We start from the raw sequence: 19553 nt of genomic DNA on the forward strand, positions 1-19553 counted from the left end.
CAAGGACTGTTCGGGAGTGCGCTTTTAACAGGCGGGCCATGTCCCGCAACGGTAAATGCCGCCATGTCGATTTTGCAGGCCATCAGAACCTTTTTCTTTTACCTGCTGCTGGGCACCAGTTCGTTTCTCTGGTGCACCCTGAGCTTTTTTATTGCGCCGTTCCTGCCGTTCAAGGCGCGCTATCGCTTTATCAACGTCTATTGGTGCCGCTGCGCGTTGTGGCTGACCAAGGTGTTCCTGAACATTCGCTTCGAGATCAAGGGCGCTGAAAACGTACCGGACCAGCCGTGTGTGATTCTGTCGAACCACCAGAGCACCTGGGAGACCTTCTTCCTCTCGGCTTACTTCTCGCCATTGAGCCAGGTGCTCAAGCGCGAGCTGTTGTACGTGCCGTTCTTCGGCTGGGCCATGGCCATGTTGCGCCCGATCGCCATCGACCGTGACAACCCCAAGGCGGCGCTCAAGCACGTCGCCAAGAAGGGCGATGAACTGCTCAAGGATGGCGTGTGGGTGCTGATCTTCCCGGAAGGTACGCGGGTACCCTTTGGGACAGTAGGCAAGTTCTCTCGCGGCGGTACCGCATTGGCAGTCAACGCCAACCTGCCGGTGCTGCCGATTGCGCATAACGCTGGCAAGTTCTGGCCGAAGGCGGGCTGGGCAAAACGCGCGGGCACCATCACTGTGGTGATAGGCGAGCCAATGTACGCAGAAGGGGAAGGCCCACGCGCCATTGCCGCGCTGAATGACCGTGCCCAGGCATGGAATGAAGCGCAGCAGCGGGCCATGGGTTCCCTGCCGCCGGAGCCGATTGTGGTGGAGACGCCGGTGGTATGAGCGTCTGTGGATAACCTGTGTACGCTTTGTTGGCGAATTGGCTTTTTTTGTTCCTAATAAGTTGATTTAGTTAGATATTTCCAAATCCATCAAAACCGCAAAAAACGTGCATAAGTTTTTTCCGCATTAAAAAACCGGTCCTTGAGACCGGTTTTTTATGCACAGCACAAAGGTACGTTTTAGCCGTCGTCCAGCAAGGGCAGCTGCAGGCTGAAAGAGGTGCCTTTGCCCACGGTGCTTTCACACTCGATACGGCCCCCATGACGCTCCACCACCGCCTTGACCATGCTCAGTCCCAACCCCAGCCCTTCGCTGCCTTGGGCCGAGTCAAAGCGTTTGTACTGGCTGAACAGTTCAGGCAAATCCTCGGCGGCTATCCCTGGGCCCTGGTCGCTGATGCGGCATTCCAGCCAGCCTTGCGCGCTGCTGTGTCGCAGCCGGACAGTGGTACCGGACGGGGAATATTTGATCGCGTTCTCCAGCACATTGAACAATGCGCGGGTGAGCAGCGATTGATCGGCTGACACCATCCCTTCGTCGGCCTCGTCCAGATCGTGGACCAGGTGAATCCCCTTGAGCTGGGCGATCACGGCCACTTGATCAAAGGCATCCATTACCAGCATGGCGAACAGCGTAGGCTCGAACTGGTAGCCATCGGCCTCAGCCCTCGCCAGTTGCACAAATGATTCGGTCAGGCTCAAGGCGCGGCGTACTTGTTGCTCTATCTGGGCAAATATCGGCGACTCACTGCCGTGCACATCCAACAGGGCGAGGATCGCCGAGTGGGGTGCACGCAAGTCGTGAGAGAGGAAACGCAGCATGGTTTCCCGATGCTGCTGGGCCTCGCGTTCCTTGCTCAGATCAGTAAGGCTCAACAGCCAGCCAAGCGCGACATCCCCTTCGGCCGGCAGCAAGGGGGCAAGTTCCATGCGCAGGCTGCGTTGATGGATATCACGAAACTCAACGAGTTCCAGTGTCGAGAGGGGGGGGCGTACGCCATTGTGCAGCGGTGGATAACCCAGGTCGGCCAGTTGCTCCAGAAGGTTATGGTTGATCAAGTCATTGCCGAACACTTCCCGGGCGATGCGGTTGGCCAACAGGACATTACCCTGGGTGTCTGTGATCAACGTCGCCACCGGCAGGCATTCCAATCCATCGGCCATAAACCGTCGGGTGTCCCGCGTACGACTGACGGCTTGCTCCAAGGCAAAGATACGGCCCTGCAATACGTCACCCTTATTGGCGGGTGCACGGCGGCGCTCGGGCAAGACTTTGGGTTCGTTATCCAGGCGCGTCAATTCCCAGCCGAAGTAGGCCAGGATCACGCTGAGACGCCGCCAGTTCCAGATCAGATAGCTGAGCAGCAAACCGATCAAGCAGGCCGCAGGCGACCACCAGTAGCCCAGGCGCAACAAGGCCGCTGAACCCACCAAGGCCATGCACATGCACCCCAGGGTCATCCACAGCGCATAGCGTGGGCGGTAGAGCAGCAGGCCCAGCAACATCGCCACCAGGGACGTTGCGATCAGTGCGGCCAGCCAGCCGGGCAAGTCCACAATACTTCGATCTTGCAGCAAGCCATTGAGCACATTGGCCTGGATCTCCACACCCGCTGTGGTGCCGGCCATAGGAGAGAGCGGTGTGACAAAGCGATCGCCCATGCCCGACGCTGTCGCCCCCACCAGAATCAGACGGCCCCGCAACCGCTCGGGAGGGACCTCACCACGTAATACGCTGACATAAGACACGCTCGGGAAATGGGTGTCGACAGCAATAAACGGGATACGGACCGCATGCTCCCGGTGCCAATCCTGGGTGATCGATGGCAGAGGTTCCCCGGGCATCTCGGCCGATTGCCCGCTCATCGCGAAAGCCAGCCACGCTAACTGAAGCGCCGTGGCACCGGCTGGCCCCTCCCGCATATACAGCCTGCGGACCACGCCATCGCTATCCGCCTCCACATTGATATGCCCGACACCCTTGGCACATTTGAGCAGTGACAGCATTTGTGCCCCAGACTGGCTGTAGCTGGCCGAATCGTCACGAGCCAAGGGCAACAATACGTTGCCGGCGTTGCACACCGCGTCGACCAGGCGCTTGTCATTGACCGGGTTACCGGGCTCGCTGAAGATCACATCAAACAGGATACCGGCCGGCTGCGCCGCGCTCAGGCGATCGATCAGGTCGGCGTGCACACTACGCGGCCAGGGCCACTGGCCGAGTTTCTTCAGGCTAGGGTCATCGATGGTCACCAGCAGGATGCGCGGATCCACCGGCAGGGGCGCCAGACGTCGAAGGCTGTCGTATAGCGGGTTGTTCAAGGCCAGGCCAGGACTCATCGAGAGGTAGGCAGTGATTGGCAACAGCAGCAAACCGATCCATAACCACTCACGTACCAGACCGTGGAACAGGCGCTGGGCATGGGTGGGTTGGCGCTTTTCAGCCTTTCCCCAGAGCGTCATGGATCAACGCGCCTGAGTTGTTGGCGTGCGATAGAAGATGGCATAGACCCCCGATTCCTCCTCAGGCGTTGCACGGCTTAAGCCGACACACGTACGTGATAGAACGACGCGTTGAGCCCAGTGAAGCTCATTTTCGACGCGGTGGAAAAAAATTCCTGCTGGATGTTCATAACGGCGGGAATTCCAAAGGGCATCCACTATCGGGGCGCAGGAGTTTACGACAGCGCACGCGTCGGCTGATCCTTTTCCTTAACGCCTGGAGCCGGTATCTTTCCCACATAGGTATGGAGAGCTTTCAATGGCGTATTCGCTTATTGATCCCAGCGTACCGAGAGATCCAAGGGGTCGACGAACCTGAGCACAATTCTTCAGATTCATTGACCGGCATCTGCGCAGTACGTGCCCTTCAATACGACTGCCGTACTCTTCGAGAAGAAAGGACCCACCCATGCGTGTCGCAATACTGGATGACGAACCCGCTGAATTGCGACGGGTGGAACAGACACTGCGACAAATCCCCAGCACCGCCGAACAACCCTGGACACTGCATTGCTTCGAGCGCGGCGAAGACCTGCTGCGTCAGTTGCGTCGGGAGACCTTCGACCTGCTGATACTCGACTGGCAACTGCCCGACATCACCGGTATTGCCTTACTGCGCTGGACCCGTGAACACATGGAGTCGCCACCGGCAGTCATCATGCTCACCAGCCGTGATGCCGAAAGCGATATCGTCAGCGCATTGAACAGCGGGGCCGACGACTACGTCAGCAAACCCTTTCGTCCTAACGAACTGAAGGCACGAGTGACAGCCGTTCTACGTCGGCATGGCCTGCAGAGATCGGCAACCCCTGAAGTGCAGAGTTTCAACGACCTGACCTTCGACGATGCAGAGTTGACCGTCACACGCGCAGGCAAACCGATCAACCTTACCGAGCGCGAATACCGCCTGGCGAGCTGCTTGTTCGCCAATCTGGCTCGGCCGCTGTCGCGTGAGTATCTTTATGAGCGGTTCTGGACCCATGAAGAAATGGTGTCCTCGCGGCCGCTGGATACGCATATCTATCGGCTACGCAACAAGCTCGGGCTTACCGCTGATAGAGGTTGGCAGTTGTTGACGATCTATGGGTATGGGTATCGATTGGAGAGTGTGGCGGCGGCTTCTTCTCATGGATAAAAAACACGATGTTCCACGTGGAGCATTTTGCGGAAGATGATTTCCACGCAATAAAAAAGGCCAACGCATAACGTTGGCCTTTTTTATTTTGGGCGTCGTACCTGGATCAGAAATCCAGGTTAGACACTGCCAGGGCATTGCTCTCGATGAAGTCACGGCGAGGTTCGACCGCATCACCCATCAGGGTGTTGAAGATCTGGTCTGCGCCAATGGCATCTTCGATGGTTACGCGCAGCATACGGCGCTGGGCTGGGTCCATGGTGGTTTCCCACAGTTGATCCGGGTTCATTTCGCCCAGACCTTTGTATCGCTGGATCGTATGGCGCTTGGTGCTTTCCGCCATCAACCAGTCCAGGGCTTCCTTGAACTCCTTGACCGCTTTCTTACGCTCGCCACGCTGAATATAAGCACCGTCGTCCAGCAGGGTGCTCAGTTGCGCGCCGAGGGTCACAACGGTCTTGTAGTCGTTGCTGCCGAAGAAGTCGCGGTTGAAGGTGACGTAGTTCGACAGGCCGTGGGAGATCAATTCGACCTCTGGCAGCCAGACGTTACGTTCACGGTCTTCACGCAGGCTGGCTTTGTACACCAGGCCGGATTTTTCGACAGTACGCAGGCGTACTTCATATTGGGCCAGCCATTCCTGCATGTGTGCGTGGTCGCCCAACTGCTCCAGGCTTACAGACGGCAGGTAGATGAAGTGCTCGGTTAATTCCTGTGGGTACAGGCGCGACAGGCGCTTGAGTGTCTTCATCACCATACGGAAGTCGTTAACCAGACGCTCCAGCGCCTCACCGGAGATCCCCGGGGCTTCGTCGTTCAAGTGCAGGCTGGCATCTTCCAGGGCCGACTGCGTCATGTACTCTTCCATGGCGTCGTCGTCTTTGATGTACTGTTCTTGCTTGCCTTTCTTCACTTTGTACAACGGCGGCTGGGCGATGTAGATGTAGCCACGCTCGATCAGCTCCGGCAACTGACGGAAGAAGAATGTCAGCAGCAGGGTACGGATGTGCGAACCGTCGACGTCAGCATCGGTCATGATGATGATGTTGTGATAGCGCAGCTTGTCGATGTTGTACTCGTCTCGGCCAATACCGCAGCCCAGTGCCGTGATCAAGGTGCCGACTTCCTGGGAGGAAATCATCTTGTCGAAACGAGCCTTCTCCACGTTGAGGATCTTACCCTTCAACGGCAGGATGGCCTGGGTGCGACGGTTACGACCCTGCTTGGCGGAACCGCCAGCAGAGTCACCTTCCACCAGGTACAGTTCGGAGAGGGCAGGGTCCTTCTCCTGGCAGTCAGCCAGTTTGCCTGGCAAGCCGGCAATATCCAGCGCACCTTTACGGCGGGTCATCTCACGGGCTTTACGCGCCGCTTCACGGGCACGTGCGGCATCGATCATCTTGCCGACAACCAGCTTGGCTTCGTTCGGGTTTTCCAGCAGGAAGTCGGAGAAGTACTTACCCATCTCTTGTTCAACCGCAGTTTTCACTTCGGAAGACACCAGCTTGTCTTTGGTCTGGGAGCTGAACTTAGGGTCCGGCACTTTCACCGAGATGATTGCGGTCAGGCCTTCACGGGCATCGTCACCGGTGGTGGCGACCTTATGCTTCTTCGCCAGGCCTTCGGCTTCGATGTAGGTGTTCAGGTTACGCGTCAGCGCCGAACGGAAACCCACCAAGTGAGTACCACCGTCACGCTGTGGAATGTTGTTGGTGAAGCACAACAGGTTCTCGTTGAAGCTGTCGTTCCATTGCAGGGCGATTTCAACGCCGATGCCGTCTTCACGCTGGATGTTGAAGTGGAACACCTGGTTGACCGCAGTCTTGTTGGTGTTCAGGTATTCAACGAACGCACGCAAGCCGCCTTCGTATTTGAACAGCTCTTCCTTGCCGCTGCGCTCATCCTTGAGGACGATGCCGACACCGGAGTTGAGGAAGGACAATTCACGAATCCGCTTGGCCAGGATGTCCCAGCTGAAGTGGATGTTCTTGAAGGTATCAGCCGAGGGCTTGAAGTGGATCTGGGTACCAGTGGTTTCGCTGTCGCCAACGATTTTCATCGGTTCCTGCGGCACACCGTGGACGTAGGTCTGCTCCCAGATCTTGCCACTGCGGCGAACGGTCAGGATCAGCTCTTCGGAAAGAGCGTTCACCACCGACACACCCACACCGTGCAGACCACCGGAGACTTTATAGGAGTTGTCGTCGAACTTACCGCCGGCGTGGAGCACGGTCATGATGACCTCTGCCGCCGAAACACCTTCTTCTTTGTGCACATCTACCGGGATGCCGCGACCGTTGTCGCGCACAGTAATGGATTCGTCCGGATGGATGATGATGCTGATGTCGTCGCAGTGACCGGCCAAAGCTTCGTCGATGGAGTTGTCGACCACCTCGAACACCATGTGGTGCAGACCGCTACCGTCATCAGTGTCGCCAATGTACATACCGGGACGTTTGCGTACGGCATCCAAACCTTTCAGCACTTTAATGCTGGTCGAGTCGTACGTGTTTTCTTCGCTCATGCCTTCACTCCCGATGGTCGTGGGTCTGGGTGATACGGCCTTGTTCCACGTGGAACAAAGCGACTGGCGTTTCCGTCTGCCAGCCTTCCCTCAATAATTCGTGGTCTACACAGGTGATAAACACCTGGCAGCGTAAGTCTTCCAACAAGCGGCATAACGCACGGCGGTGTTGCTCGTCGAGTTCAGACGGCAAGTCATCCACCAGATAAATACACTGACCACGTCGGGCTTGGCTAACCAGATGCCCCTGGGCGATCCGCAGTGCACACACCACCAACTTCTGCTGGCCGCGGGACAAGATATCCGCAGCATTATGTGCGCCTAATCTAAGACGCAAATCTGCCCGTTGGGGTCCGGCCTGGGTATGGCCAATTTGCTGATCCCGCTGCAGGGACGTCGCGAGCACTGCACTCAGCTCACGGTCTTTGTCCCAGCCACGGTAGTAACTCAGCGTCAGCCCCTCGAGATCCAACAACTCACTCAAGGTCTGCTCAAAGACTGGTTTCAAGGCTTTGATATAGGCGCGGCGGTATTCATCTATTTCATCGCTGGCCAGGCACAATTCCCGGTCCCAGGCCGCTTGCGAAGCGGCGTCAAGTGTACCATGCCGCAGCCATGAGTTCCGCTGCCGCAGGGCCTTCTGCAGGCGCTGCCACGTGGCCATGAATCGCGGTTCCACGTGGAACACTCCCCAGTCGAGAAACTGCCTGCGGATCTTTGGCGCGCCTTCCAACAAGCGGAAGCTGTCAGGATTGATCAGTTGCAACGGCAGGATCTCTGCCAGTTGCGCAGCACTGCGAGCGTTTTGCCCGTCGATGCGAATCTGGAACTCACCGCCGCGATCACGAGAAATCCCCAGGCTGCTGTGCCCACCTTCTGCCAGTTCGACTTGGCCAAATACCGTGCAGGCCAGTTGTTCGTACTGAATCACCGGCAACAAGCGGGCACTGCGAAAGGAACGGGCAAGCCCTAGCAAGTGGATGGCTTCCAGCACGCTGGTTTTGCCACTGCCGTTGGCGCCGTGGAGGATATTGATGCGGGGGGAGGGGGAGAAGGTCACCGGGTGCAAATTGCGCACCGCGGTGACCGAGACGCGACTAAGGGACATCTAGCTTCTGCTGGGCATGATTACAGGCGCATCGGCATAACGACGTAAGCCGAGTCGTCATTATCGGATTCCTGCACCAGGGCGCTGCTGTTGGAGTCGGACAGGATGAGGCGAACCTGTTCGGTGGTCATCACACCCAGCACGTCCAGCAAGTAGCTCACGTTGAAGCCGATTTCCAAAGTGCCGCCGTTGTAATCGACGCCCACTTCCTCTTCCGCTTCTTCCTGCTCCGGGTTATTGGCCTGGATTTTCAACTGACCGTTGGCCAGTTGCAGACGAATGCCCCGGTACTTCTCGTTGGACAGGATCGCAGTACGGCTGAACGCTTCACGCAGGGCCTGGCGATCACCGATCACCAGCTTGTCGCCGCCTTTAGGCAGAACGCGCTCGTAATCCGGGAACTTGCCGTCGACCAGCTTGGAGGTGAAGGTGAACTCGCCGGTGGTCGCGCGGATATGGTGCTGACCCAGCACGATGCTGACATTGCCATCCGGCTCGGTGAGCAGGCGCGCCAGTTCGAGAATACCCTTACGCGGCACGATCACCTGGTGACGGTCAGGTTGACCGATATCGGCGCGCATCGAGCACATCGCCAGACGGTGACCGTCAGTGGCCACGGCGCGAATGATGCCTTCCGATACCTCCAGCAGCATGCCGTTGAGGTAGTAACGTACGTCCTGCTGGGCCATGGCGAAGCTGGTGCGCTCAATCAGACGGCGCAGTTTGCTTTGCTCCAGGCTGCAGGTCAGTGAGCCTGGGCCTTCTTCCACAGTCGGGAAATCATTGGCCGGCAAAGTAGACAGCGTGAAACGACTGCGACCCGCCTTGACCACCAACTTCTGCTCATCAACCTTGATGTCGATCAGCGCGTCGTTCGGCAGGCTTTTGCAGATGTCCATCAGCTTGCGCGCGGGTACTGTAATCTCGCCAGGTTCAGCGGGTTCTTCCAGTTGCACGCGACCGACCAGCTCGACTTCCAGGTCGGTACCGGTCAGGGACAATTGCTGGCCTTCGACCACCAGCAATACGTTGGAGAGCACCGGCAAGGTCTGTCGGCGCTCGACGACGCCTGCGACCAGTTGCAGGGGTTTCAACAGGGCTTCGCGTTGAATGGTGAAATGCATGGTCTAGTCCCTTGCCTTAATAAGCTGCGCTGGTGTCATCAAGTAGTCAGTGTACGCAGCAGGTTCTTGTAGTCCTCGCGAATATCCGCGTCGGATTCCTTAAGTTCGTTGATCTTGCGGCACGCGTGCAAGACCGTGGTGTGGTCGCGGCCGCCAAACACGTCTCCGATTTCCGGCAGGCTATGGTTGGTCAACTCCTTGGAGAGTGCCATGGCCACCTGACGAGGACGAGCCACCGAGCGCGAACGGCGCTTGGACAGCAAGTCGGAAATCTTGATCTTGTAGTACTCGGCCACGGTGCGCTGGATGTTATCCACACTCACCAGTTTGTCCTGCAATGCCAGCAAGTCTTTCAGGGATTCGCGAATCAGCTCGATGGTGATGTCCCGGCCCATGAAGTGAGAGTGCGCGATGACACGCTTGAGCGCACCTTCCAGCTCACGCACGTTGGAACGGATGCGTTGGGCGATGAAAAACGCGGCGTCGTGGGGCAGATCGACTTTCGCCTGATCGGCCTTTTTCATCAGGATCGCTACGCGGGTTTCCAGCTCCGGCGGCTCTACCGCAACGGTAAGGCCCCAACCAAAGCGCGACTTCAAGCGTTCTTCCAGGCCTTCGATTTCCTTCGGGTAACGGTCACTGGTCAGGATGACCTGTTGGCCGCCTTCGAGCAGGGCGTTGAAGGTGTGGAAAAACTCTTCCTGGGAACGCTCCTTGCGCGCGAAGAATTGAATGTCATCGATCAGCAATGCATCAACGGAGCGGTAGAACCGCTTGAACTCGTTGATCGCATTGAGCTGCAGGGCCTTGACCATATCTGCCACGAAACGCTCCGAGTGCAGGTACACAACCTTGGCATTCGGGTTCTTCTTTAATAGGTGGTTACCCACAGCGTGCATCAAGTGGGTCTTACCCAAGCCAACGCCGCCATAAAGGAAGAGCGGGTTGTAACCATGCTTGGGGTTATCGGCGACCTGCCAGGCGGCCGCGCGGGCCAGCTGGTTGGATTTACCTTCGACGAAGTTCTCAAAGGTGAACGTGCGGTTCAGGTAGCTGGTGTGCTTGAGCGCACCTTCGACCTGCACCGTGCGCTGCTCGGCGCGGACCGGAGCCTGCTGGGAACTGGCACCCGCCATCGGATCGAAGCTGTCGCGGGACGGCTCTTCATTGATAGGCGCGTTGTTCTGCGACGAGGATTTCGAAGGCGTCTGGGCAACCGGCGCTGGCGAGTTATTAACAGGCGCCACAGGGGCTTGAGCCTGCGAGGCACTGGCTGCGAGCGGAGCATTCGGTGCAGCACGGGGTGCCGAGCTGCGTTTGCTGCCTATTAATAAGGAGAGCACGGGCGCAAGGCCATTGCCGTGTTCATCGAGCAATTCGAGAACGCGGCTCAGGTACTTCTCGTTGACCCAGTCGAGAACAAAACGATTGGGCGCATAGATACGCAACTCGTCGCCTTCGGCTTCGACCTGTAGCGGGCGGATCCAGGTGTTGAATTGCTGGGCAGGCAGCTCATCGCGCAAAAGCTCCACGCACTGCTGCCAAAGTTCCACTGACACGGATATCCCCTAAGTTGAAAGCCGGTGAGGCAAAAACAGCCGCCATTGTAGCGGCCAGCAGCCCACTTATCCACATGTAGGTTGCTCACAGGCCAGCCAAAATCAATGCCTTAACTGCAAAAAATGCGACAGATGGTCTGTGCATAAGCTCTGTGGATAAGCGGGCCTGAGCTCGTTGTACAAGTGGGGTCGAAAGTCTGTGGGTAACTGACCTGTGGATAACATGCCATTCCACACACAGCTTATCCGACAGCGCAGCACAGGCAGAGCACCGCTTCTCCCCCATGTTGTCATTCTCTGTACAGCACGTGGAATATGGCCTTAAGGCAGTTATCCACAGAGGATGGCCTGCCTAGCTTTTATAAGCTTTACAGAAAAGCTTTAAATAACTTCCTTCTTTATTTTTATATCTATGGCATTGCTCATGGAAGCAGAACGGAAAGAAAAGGTCTGGAGGCCCATAAAGATCTAATTGAAGGAAAAGCTGGTTGGAAATTGACCTAGAGGCTTGCTTTCTCTAGAATCGCCGGTCTCTTAAAACGGGGGCCATTCCGGCCCGTTGTGGACGAACCAGGTAACAACGCCATGAAACGTACTTTCCAACCAAGCACCATCAAACGCGCCCGTACCCACGGCTTCCGTGCTCGCATGGCTACCAAGAACGGCCGTGCTGTCCTGTCGCGTCGCCGCGCCAAAGGTCGTGCGCGTCTGGCAGTTTGATAATCCGGTACTGGTGGTGAGTCAGGACTTCAGTCGGGAAAAGCGTCTGCTAACCCCCCGGCACTTCAAGGCAGTCTTTGACTCCCCCACCGGCAAGGTTCCGGGGAAAAATCTCCTGCTCCTTGCGCGTAACAACGATCTTGATCACCCCCGTCTCGGGTTGGTGATCGGCAAGAAGAGCGTAAAGCTCTCCGTTGAGCGCAATCGCCTCAAGCGTCTGATGCGCGAATCGTTTCGCCTCCACCAGGACACTCTGGTTGGTTGGGATATTGTTATCGTCGCGCGCAAAGGCTTGGGGGATGTAGAAAACCCCGAATTGATTCAGCATTTCGGCAAGCTCTGGAAACGTCTGGCGCGTACCAACAAACCAGCACCAGCAGTCAGCACCGAAACTGTAGGGGTAGACAGCACCGATGCGTAAACTGGCACTCGTTCCGATCCAGTTTTATCGCTATGCCATTAGTCCTCTGATGGCCAGCCACTGTCGTTTCTACCCCAGTTGTTCCTGCTACGCGTTAGAGGCCATAGAAAATCATGGTCTTCTGCGCGGTGGCTGGCTGACCTTTCGTCGTTTAGGTCGCTGTCATCCGTGGAATCCCGGTGGTTATGACCCGGTTCCACCTATCCCTACCTCCCGTTCTTCTTCGATGGCCGAGTAATCATGGATATTAAACGCACGATCCTGATCGTCGCCCTGGCAATCGTGTCCTACGTCATGGTCCTTAAGTGGAACCAGGACTATGGCCAGGCTGCCCTGCCGACTCAGAATGTTGCTGCCAATGCTGTTCCAGCGGGGCTTCCCGATACAGTAAGTGGCACCAATACTGCCGCCAGTGATGACATTCCACGGGCAGCGGGCGAAACAAAAGCACCTGCCGAAGTTGCAGTTGCCGCAAGCACCGACCTCATCCAGATCAAGACGGATGTGTTGGACCTGGCTATCGACCCGCAAGGTGGCGATGTTGCCAAGCTGACACTTCCGCTGTATCCGCGTCGTCAGGATCACCCGGAAATCCCATTCCAGTTGTTCGATAACGGTGGCGAACGTGTTTACCAGGCACAAAGTGGCCTGATCGGTACCAACGGCCCTGATGCGAGTGCAACCGGTCGTCCGATTTTCTCTGCGGAGAAGAAGAGCTATCAACTGGCAGATGGCCAAGACCAACTGGTCGTGGACTTGAAGTTCAGCAAGGACGGCGTCAACTACATCAAGCGCTTCACACTCAAGCGCGGCCTGTACGACATCGTTGTCACCTATTTGATCGACAACCAGAGCGCCCAGCCTTGGACCGGCGCAATGTTTGCGCAGCTCAAGCGTGACGCCAGTTCCGATCCATCGTCCAGCACTGCGACGGGTACCGCGACTTACCTGGGCGCTGCCCTGTGGACAAGTTCGGAGCCGTACAAAAAAGTATCCATGAAAGACATGGATAAAGTGGCCGAAGACAAAACCAAGGCGCCGATCACCTATAACGTGAACGGTGGCTGGGTAGCCTGGCTGCAACACTACTTTGTGACCGCGTGGATTCCTCAGCCCGGCCAGAACAATGCAGTACTGGCGCGCAAGGACAGCAAAGGCAACTACATCATCGGCTACACCGGCCCGGCGTTGACCGTGGCTCCAGGTGCCAAGGCTGAAACCAGCGCTACCCTGTACGCCGGCCCGAAAAGCCAGGCGGTGCTGAAAGAGTTGTCCCCAGGTCTGGAACTGACTGTGGACTACGGCATCCTGTGGTTCATTGCCCAGCCGATCTTCTGGCTGCTGCAACATATCCACAGCATCGTCGGTAACTGGGGCTGGTCGATCATCTTCCTGACCATGCTGATCAAGGGGATCTTCTTCCCACTGTCGGCCGCCAGCTACAAGTCGATGGCGCGTATGCGTGCCGTGGCGCCTAAACTGGCCGCGCTGAAAGAACAACATGGCGATGACCGGCAGAAAATGTCGCAGGCCATGATGGAGCTGTACAAGAAAGAGAAGATCAACCCGCTGGGTGGATGCTTGCCGATTCTGGTACAGATGCCGGTATTCCTGTCGCTGTACTGGGTACTCCTGGAAAGCGTGGAAATGCGCCAGGCACCGTTCATGCTGTGGATAACTGACCTGTCGATCAAAGACCCGTTCTTTATCCTGCCGATCATCATGGGCGCGACCATGTTTATCCAGCAGCGCCTGAACCCGACGCCGCCGGATCCGATGCAGGCCAAGGTGATGAAAATGATGCCAATCATCTTCACCTTCTTCTTCCTGTGGTTCCCGGCTGGCCTGGTTCTGTACTGGGTGGTCAACAACGTGTTGTCGATCTCTCAACAGTGGTACATCACACGTAAAATCGAAGCGGCTACCAAAAAAGCCGAGGCGTAATTTACTCTGTGGATAACCACTCAAGACGCCCCCTAGTGGGGCGTTTTGCTTTCCGTCACTTTTATTCTGGAACCTGCTGATGAGCGCTCCTCGTGAAACCATCGCTGCTGTCGCTACCGCTCAAGGTCGCGGCGGTGTCGGTATCGTTCGTATTTCCGGACCGCTCGCCGGGATGGCCGCGAAGGCCATCAGCGGGCGTGAGTTGAAGCCGCGCTATGCCCATTACGGCCCCTTCCTCGGCTCTGGTGAGGAAGTATTGGACGAAGGCCTGGCCCTGTATTTCCCGGGACCCAACTCCTTCACGGGTGAAGACGTACTGGAATTGCAGGGGCACGGCGGCCCGATCGTTCTGGATATGTTGCTGCAACGCTGCCTGCAGTTGGGTTGCCGCCTGGCTCGCCCGGGTGAGTTCAGTGAGCGGGCATTCCTCAACGACAAGCTCGACCTGGCACAGGCCGAGGCGATTGCCGATTTGATCGAGGCCAGTTCTGCGCAAGCTGCACGCAATGCGCTGCGCTCTCTGCAGGGCGCTTTTTCCCTGCGTGTGCATAACTTGACCGAACAGTTGATCAGCCTGCGCATCTACGTCGAGGCGGCGATTGATTTTCCTGAAGAGGAAATCGACTTCCTTGCCGATGGCCATGTATTGGCGATGCTGGATAAGGTCCGTGATGAGTTATCCACAGTCCTGCGGGAAGCCGGGCAAGGCGCGTTGCTGCGAGACGGGATGACCGTCGTGATCGCTGGGCGTCCCAATGCCGGTAAATCCAGCCTGCTCAATGCGCTGGCGGGGCGTGAAGCAGCCATTGTCACCGAGATCGCCGGCACCACCCGGGATATCCTGCGCGAACATATCCACATCGATGGCATGCCGTTGCACGTCGTCGACACCGCCGGTTTACGCGATACCGATGACCAGGTTGAAAAGATCGGCGTGGAACGCGCGCTCAAAGCCATCGGCGAAGCGGACCGGGTACTGCTGGTGGTGGACGCCACCGCGCCGGAGGCTGTGGATCCTTTTGCATTGTGGCCGGAATTCCTCGAGCAACGGCCGGACCCGGCCAAAGTCACCTTGATTCGTAACAAAGCCGACCTGACGGGTGAAGCCATTGCGATGGAAACCAGCGCTGATGGCCACGTCACTATCAGCCTGAGCGCCAAGTCTGCGGGGGAGGGCCTGGAATTGCTGCGTGAGCATCTCAAGGCCTGCATGGGTTACGAGCAGACGTCGGAAAGCAGCTTCAGTGCGCGCCGCAGGCACCTGGAGGCGCTGCGCCATGCAAGCGCGGCATTGGAGCACGGCCGGGCGCAGTTGACCTTGGCGGGGGCGGGGGAGCTGCTGGCTGAGGATCTTCGCCAGGCGCAGCAGCTGTTGGGAGAAATCACCGGCGCATTCAGCTCCGATGATTTGTTGGGACGGATCTTCTCCAGCTTCTGTATCGGCAAGTAGGAGCAGGCTTGCCAGCGATAGCGGCCTGAAGAGCATTTTGATTCTTCAGGCCATCATCCATCACCAGTTGTACGAAACAGTCCCAAGCAGTGTACGACTGTCACCCCAGTAGCAGCGGCCCGCGTCGTTGCAGCCAGAAACATACTCCTTGTCGAACAGGTTCTTGGCGTTCACGTCCACTGACCAGTGCTTGTCGATCTGATAGCCGACGGCTGCGTCCACCAGAGTGACGCTCCCAGCATCCAGCTTTCCGTACAGGCTTGGCTGGGTGTAAGAAAACGTACTGTCGAAATAGCGCACACCGCCGCCCAGGGACAAGCCCTTGAGTTGGCCATCGAGGAAGCGGTACTTGCCCCACACCGAGGCCTGGTTGCGCGGAACCCCCGTCATCTGATGCCCCTCGACCAGCGAGGTAGCCGAGTCCTTGGTAATACGAGCGTCAGTGTAGGTGTAGGCTGCGGTCACATTCAGGTTGGGCGTGATGTTGCTGTTCACCTCGACCTCGGCCCCTTTGGCCCGGCTTTCGCCCACCTGGCGGTAGCTGTTGGTGGTGGCGTCGAGGTAGGTGTCATCTTCCTTGCGCAAGTCATACACCGACAGGGTCATCGCTGTATCCCAGCCGACCGGTTCGTACTTCACACCCACTTCGTACTGACTGCTGGTGATCGGCTTCAACGGTGAACCGGCGTTGGAGATCTGCTGTACAGGCACAAATGCGGTGGAGTAGCTGACGTACGGCGTCAGGCCGTTGTCGAACTGGTACATCACCCCGCCCTGGTAGGTAAACTTGCGGTCTTCGGAGCCGGTATTGCTGGTCTTGTTGACCTTGTCGCGGAAATCACTGTCGACCCAGTCCTGGCGGCCACCCAGCAGGAACAACCAGTGGTCATACTTGCTCTGGATTTGTGCATAAACACCCTTCATCTGCTGCTCGAGCAAGGTGTTTTGCACAGCCACCGGGGTAAGCGGCTCACGCAGGTACACGGGGTTATACACATTGATGGTGCCGGCGAAGCCTGCGTCCCAATCCTGGTTGAACGAGGTGCGGTCATAACTGGCGCCGAACAGCACCGTATTTTCCAGGTCCCCGACCTGGAATTTGCCTTCCAACTGGTTATCCAGGGAGTAGACCATCGATTTGTTGTAGCGGTCGTAGGCCGTCATGTTCAGTTGGGTGCCGAAACCGCCATTGTTCAATGTGCCCGGCCAGGTTTCATGACGGTTGATGCGCGATTGCATGTACCGCGAGTTCTGGCGGAACTGCCACTCATCATTGAAGCTGTGGCTGAATTCGTAGCCGCTGCTCCAGGCTTCACGTTCGAACGTATTCCAGTCCGGGTCGCCGAGCATGGTGTGCTTGGACAGCTTTCCGTTCGGATTTGTAAGCAAGGTCCCCGCGGCGGGTAGGCCGAGTTCGAGATTGGTGTGGTCCTTTTGGTAATTGGCCAACAGAGTGAGCGTGTTGAAGTCGTCGAAATTCAGGGTCAATGAAGGCGCGATGTACAGGCGATCATCAGGAACATGGTCAGTCTGCGTATCAGACTTGCGGCCGAGCATCACCACCCGACCAAGGATATTGCCGCTATCGTTGAGTGGACCAGAGATATCCACACCCAACTGACGCCGATTATTCGAGCCATAACCGAGCTGCACTTCACCCTGCGGCGTGGCAGTCGGATGTTTGCTCACCAGGTTCACTAAGCCCCCAGGCGCGTTTTCACCGTACAGCAGGGAAGAGGGCCCACGGAAGATTTCGACCCGCTCCAGGCCATAAGGCTCACTGGTGGTGTCGTACCGATTGCCTTGTACGCGCAGGCCATCTCGCAGCAGGCCGTAGCCGTAATCTGTGGCATTGAAACCGCGGATGAAGAACAAGTCACCCGCGAGACCGTCGCCAGCAGCAAAGGGTGGCGCGAAAATACCTGGCACGTAGCCCAATACTTCAGTCAGGGTCTGCGACTTCTGGTCCTTGATGCGCTGGCCGGTGACGACCGATACCGAACGCGGTGTTTCCGACAGAGGTGTGCTGGTCTTGGTACCGATACGGCTGTTTTGCGCTTTGTAGCCCACATCCCCGGCAATCTCCTGAGTGAACCCAGCCTGTTGATAAGTGCTGACCGTGGTGGGCGCGAGCGTGAGTTGCCCTGTAGGAATGGCCTGCAGGACATAGCTGCCAGGCGCCTGGACTACCGCTTGTAACCCCGAGTTCTGCAGCAACAATGCAAAGCCTTGCTCAACCGAATAGTCACCTTCCAGCCCGGTTGTATTCAAGCGTGCGGTTTGCTGGGGCGAGAAAGACAGAATCACATTCGCCCTGGCGGCAAATTGGCTCAAGGCATTGTCCAGGGGACCGGCCGCAATGACGTAATGCTGCACCGCGCTGGCGGCCATGGCGTCACTGGATAGCAAAACACCGGCTGTGGCTGCCGTGCCGAGCAGTAGGCTGCACGTCATACCGTGGTAGGAAAGTCGCTGGCGGAGCTTGGTGCGAAGGCGCATAGGTGGGTAAGCCCTGAAGGTGGCGTCGTTATTACCTTTAGGGCCGTGCCAGGTAAAAAAAAGATAACCCCTTGTGAGGATATTTTTTGCGATCAGGCGATTCGCTCCACCGAAACCCAATAGCGAGTGAAGTATTTCACCTGAATGGGCAAGGTTGCCTGCAGATTCGCCAGTACCGCATCGGTGGAATCCAGGCGGAAAGTCCCGGAAACACGTAGGCGTGCACAAGCCAAGTCGCATTTCAGGACACCGGCACGGTAGCGGGAGAGGTCTTCGATCACATCCCCGAGGCGAGCATCCAATACGATCAGCTGCCCATCGACCCAGGCTGCCTGGGATCCGCTATACGTGTGGTCAAGCCCTATGTTTTGACGATCAAAGTCAGCGCTTTCACCGGCACCGAGCAGTCGAGCATGGTTGGGCCGGTCACCAGGGGACACACTCACGCGATCCTTCAGAACACCGACACGCGTGGAATCTGGCAGCTGGCGCACTGTAAACCGAGTACCCAGTGCCTGGACTCGGCCTTGGCGGGTTTCGACATAAAAGGGCGTGTGCCCGCCCAACTTGCCGGTGTGGATAAGTACTTCACCTTCACGCAGCCGGATCAAACGTTGGCACCCGTCGAATATCACGTCAATCGCCGTGCTGGTATTCAGATCAATCCGCGTGCCGTCAGCCAATGCGATACGCCGGCGTTCACCCACAGACGTCCGGTAGTCGGCCCATACATTGCCCAGGGAGGTGTGTTGCTGGACATTCCAGCCCAGGCACCCGGTACCGCCCATTACCAGCATCCACTTCAATATCTGACGACGTTGTTGCGTGGCCGACAATGCCCGGCGGGTGAAATCCTGGGGCAGGGCGCCGAGACTGCGCTGCAATTGCTCCATCTGGTTCCACGCCGCCTGATGGGACGGATCGCCGCTGAGCCATTGTTGCCAGGCAAGGCGTTCAGCAGCCGTAGGCGTTTGGGATTGAAACTGTACATACCAGTGAGCAGCGGCCTCGAAGGTCTTGCGATCGGGGGCGGCCATTACAGGCTGGCCATGATCAGCGAGCATTCAGTCAATGCACGGATCATGTGCTTCTTCACCGTGGTCAGCGACACCTGCAGTTCATCGGCGATCTGTTGATAAGTCAGCCCCTCGATCTGCGACAACAGGAAGATCCGTCGCGCTCGCTCACCGAGTCCGGACAGGGCTTTATCCACAGCCACCAGCGTCTCGATGATGATGGCTTTGTCTTCTTCATTGATGGCCGTGGCTTCAGGCCGTTCGGCCAAGGTTTGCTTGTAGGCCTGTTCGATGGCATGCCGGCGATAACGGTCAATCACCAGGCCCCTGGCGATGGTCGCCAGGTAGTCACGCGGTTCAACGATCTGCGCCGCATGCCGCCCACCCAGAATGCGCACGAACGTATCGTGCGCCACATCGGCTGCATCGCAGGCGTTATGCAACTTACCTTTGAGCCACCCGTGCAACCAGGAGTGGTGCTGCTCGTAGATGTTCTGAACCGCAGCCGTGTGTGAAGAAGGGGACATAGGGCATGACAAGCTAAGTTAATGATAATCGCTATTATTAACTGCCTGGCTGTTTTCTCACAATAGATCTCTTTTTGACGTGCTCACCTCCGAATAGAAAGATTCGGTTGGCTTCGTCGTGGGCGAAATTCACACGATTGCACGGATTTCTGTGGATTAAGCCCTGTGAATAACCGCCCGTGGGCCCAGTT

At 57.4% G+C, this 19553-nt stretch carries 15 protein-coding genes; 7 read left to right on the top strand and 8 right to left on the bottom strand.

Annotated features, from left to right (window positions below; genetic code table 11):
* Positions 1–63 precede the first annotated feature (63 nt).
* Positions 64–834 carry a lysophospholipid acyltransferase family protein gene (locus tag Q8X51_RS08625; protein WP_065926814.1) on the top strand — a complete coding sequence of 257 codons (771 nt, stop codon included), beginning with the start codon at positions 64–66 and terminating at the stop codon, positions 832–834.
* A 179-nt stretch (positions 835–1013) separates the two neighbouring features.
* Here the strand turns inward: Q8X51_RS08625 and Q8X51_RS08630 are convergent, their stop codons facing one another.
* Positions 1014–3296 carry a CHASE2 domain-containing protein gene (locus tag Q8X51_RS08630; protein WP_407693769.1) on the bottom strand — a complete coding sequence of 761 codons (2283 nt, stop codon included), beginning with the start codon at positions 3294–3296 and terminating at the stop codon, positions 1014–1016.
* Between the two features lie 448 nt (positions 3297–3744).
* Between Q8X51_RS08630 and Q8X51_RS08635 the strand changes: the two genes are divergently transcribed.
* Positions 3745–4470 carry a response regulator transcription factor gene (locus Q8X51_RS08635; RefSeq protein ID WP_027608161.1) on the top strand — a complete coding sequence of 242 codons (726 nt, stop codon included), beginning with the start codon at positions 3745–3747 and terminating at the stop codon, positions 4468–4470.
* Positions 4471–4576: 106 nt separating this feature from the next.
* Here the strand turns inward: Q8X51_RS08635 and gyrB are convergent, their stop codons facing one another.
* From gyrB to dnaA, 4 genes are read right to left on the bottom strand one after another with little or no spacing between them, the layout of a single operon-like run.
* Complete coding sequence (gene gyrB, locus Q8X51_RS08640; protein ID WP_027608163.1) at positions 4577–6994, bottom strand: DNA topoisomerase (ATP-hydrolyzing) subunit B; 2418 nt, start codon at positions 6992–6994, stop codon at positions 4577–4579.
* Positions 6995–6998: 4 nt separating this feature from the next.
* Positions 6999–8102, bottom strand: coding sequence for a DNA replication/repair protein RecF (gene recF, locus Q8X51_RS08645; protein ID WP_027608164.1), 1104 nt, complete (start codon positions 8100–8102; stop codon positions 6999–7001).
* A gap of 20 nt (positions 8103–8122) precedes the next feature.
* Complete coding sequence (dnaN, locus tag Q8X51_RS08650) at positions 8123–9226, bottom strand: DNA polymerase III subunit beta (RefSeq protein WP_065926810.1); 1104 nt, start codon at positions 9224–9226, stop codon at positions 8123–8125.
* Positions 9227–9264: 38 nt separating this feature from the next.
* Complete coding sequence (dnaA, locus tag Q8X51_RS08655; protein WP_065926809.1) at positions 9265–10785, bottom strand: chromosomal replication initiator protein DnaA; 1521 nt, start codon at positions 10783–10785, stop codon at positions 9265–9267.
* A gap of 585 nt (positions 10786–11370) precedes the next feature.
* Here dnaA and rpmH point away from each other — a divergent pair.
* The 5 genes from rpmH to mnmE all read left to right on the top strand — a co-directional run bounded on the left by rpmH (position 11371) and on the right by mnmE (position 15320).
* A complete protein-coding gene (rpmH, locus tag Q8X51_RS08660) occupies positions 11371–11505 on the top strand; it encodes a 50S ribosomal protein L34 (RefSeq protein ID WP_003213577.1) in 135 nt (44 codons plus the stop codon).
* A 16-nt stretch (positions 11506–11521) separates the two neighbouring features.
* Positions 11522–11926, top strand: coding sequence for a ribonuclease P protein component (gene rnpA, locus Q8X51_RS08665; protein ID WP_053128141.1), 405 nt, complete (start codon positions 11522–11524; stop codon positions 11924–11926).
* Positions 11919–12164 carry a membrane protein insertion efficiency factor YidD gene (gene yidD, locus Q8X51_RS08670; protein WP_010207715.1) on the top strand — a complete coding sequence of 82 codons (246 nt, stop codon included), beginning with the start codon at positions 11919–11921 and terminating at the stop codon, positions 12162–12164. The genes rnpA and yidD overlap by 8 nt, the downstream gene beginning before the upstream one ends.
* A 2-nt stretch (positions 12165–12166) precedes the next feature.
* Complete coding sequence (gene yidC, locus Q8X51_RS08675; protein ID WP_065926808.1) at positions 12167–13870, top strand: membrane protein insertase YidC; 1704 nt, start codon at positions 12167–12169, stop codon at positions 13868–13870.
* A gap of 79 nt (positions 13871–13949) precedes the next feature.
* On the top strand, positions 13950–15320 hold the full coding sequence (gene mnmE / locus Q8X51_RS08680; protein WP_407693768.1) for a tRNA uridine-5-carboxymethylaminomethyl(34) synthesis GTPase MnmE: 1371 nt from the start codon (positions 13950–13952) through the stop codon (positions 15318–15320).
* 60 nt (positions 15321–15380) lie between these two features.
* On the opposite strand, the gene Q8X51_RS08685 is transcribed toward mnmE, so the two are convergent.
* From Q8X51_RS08685 to Q8X51_RS08695, 3 genes are all read right to left on the bottom strand, one after another.
* Positions 15381–17819: a TonB-dependent siderophore receptor gene (locus Q8X51_RS08685; protein ID WP_065946446.1), complete on the bottom strand. Its 2439-nt coding sequence runs from the start codon at positions 17817–17819 to the stop codon at positions 15381–15383.
* 92 nt (positions 17820–17911) lie between these two features.
* Positions 17912–18856 carry a FecR domain-containing protein gene (locus Q8X51_RS08690; protein ID WP_407693767.1) on the bottom strand — a complete coding sequence of 315 codons (945 nt, stop codon included), beginning with the start codon at positions 18854–18856 and terminating at the stop codon, positions 17912–17914.
* On the bottom strand, positions 18856–19362 hold the full coding sequence (locus tag Q8X51_RS08695) for a sigma-70 family RNA polymerase sigma factor (protein WP_065926804.1): 507 nt from the start codon (positions 19360–19362) through the stop codon (positions 18856–18858). The genes Q8X51_RS08690 and Q8X51_RS08695 overlap by 1 nt, the downstream gene beginning before the upstream one ends.
* Positions 19363–19553 lie beyond the last annotated feature (191 nt).

Origin of the sequence: Pseudomonas sp. Yb2C2, from assembly GCF_052112325.1 — a bacterium.
GTDB lineage: Bacteria > Pseudomonadota > Gammaproteobacteria > Pseudomonadales > Pseudomonadaceae > Aquipseudomonas > Aquipseudomonas marginalis.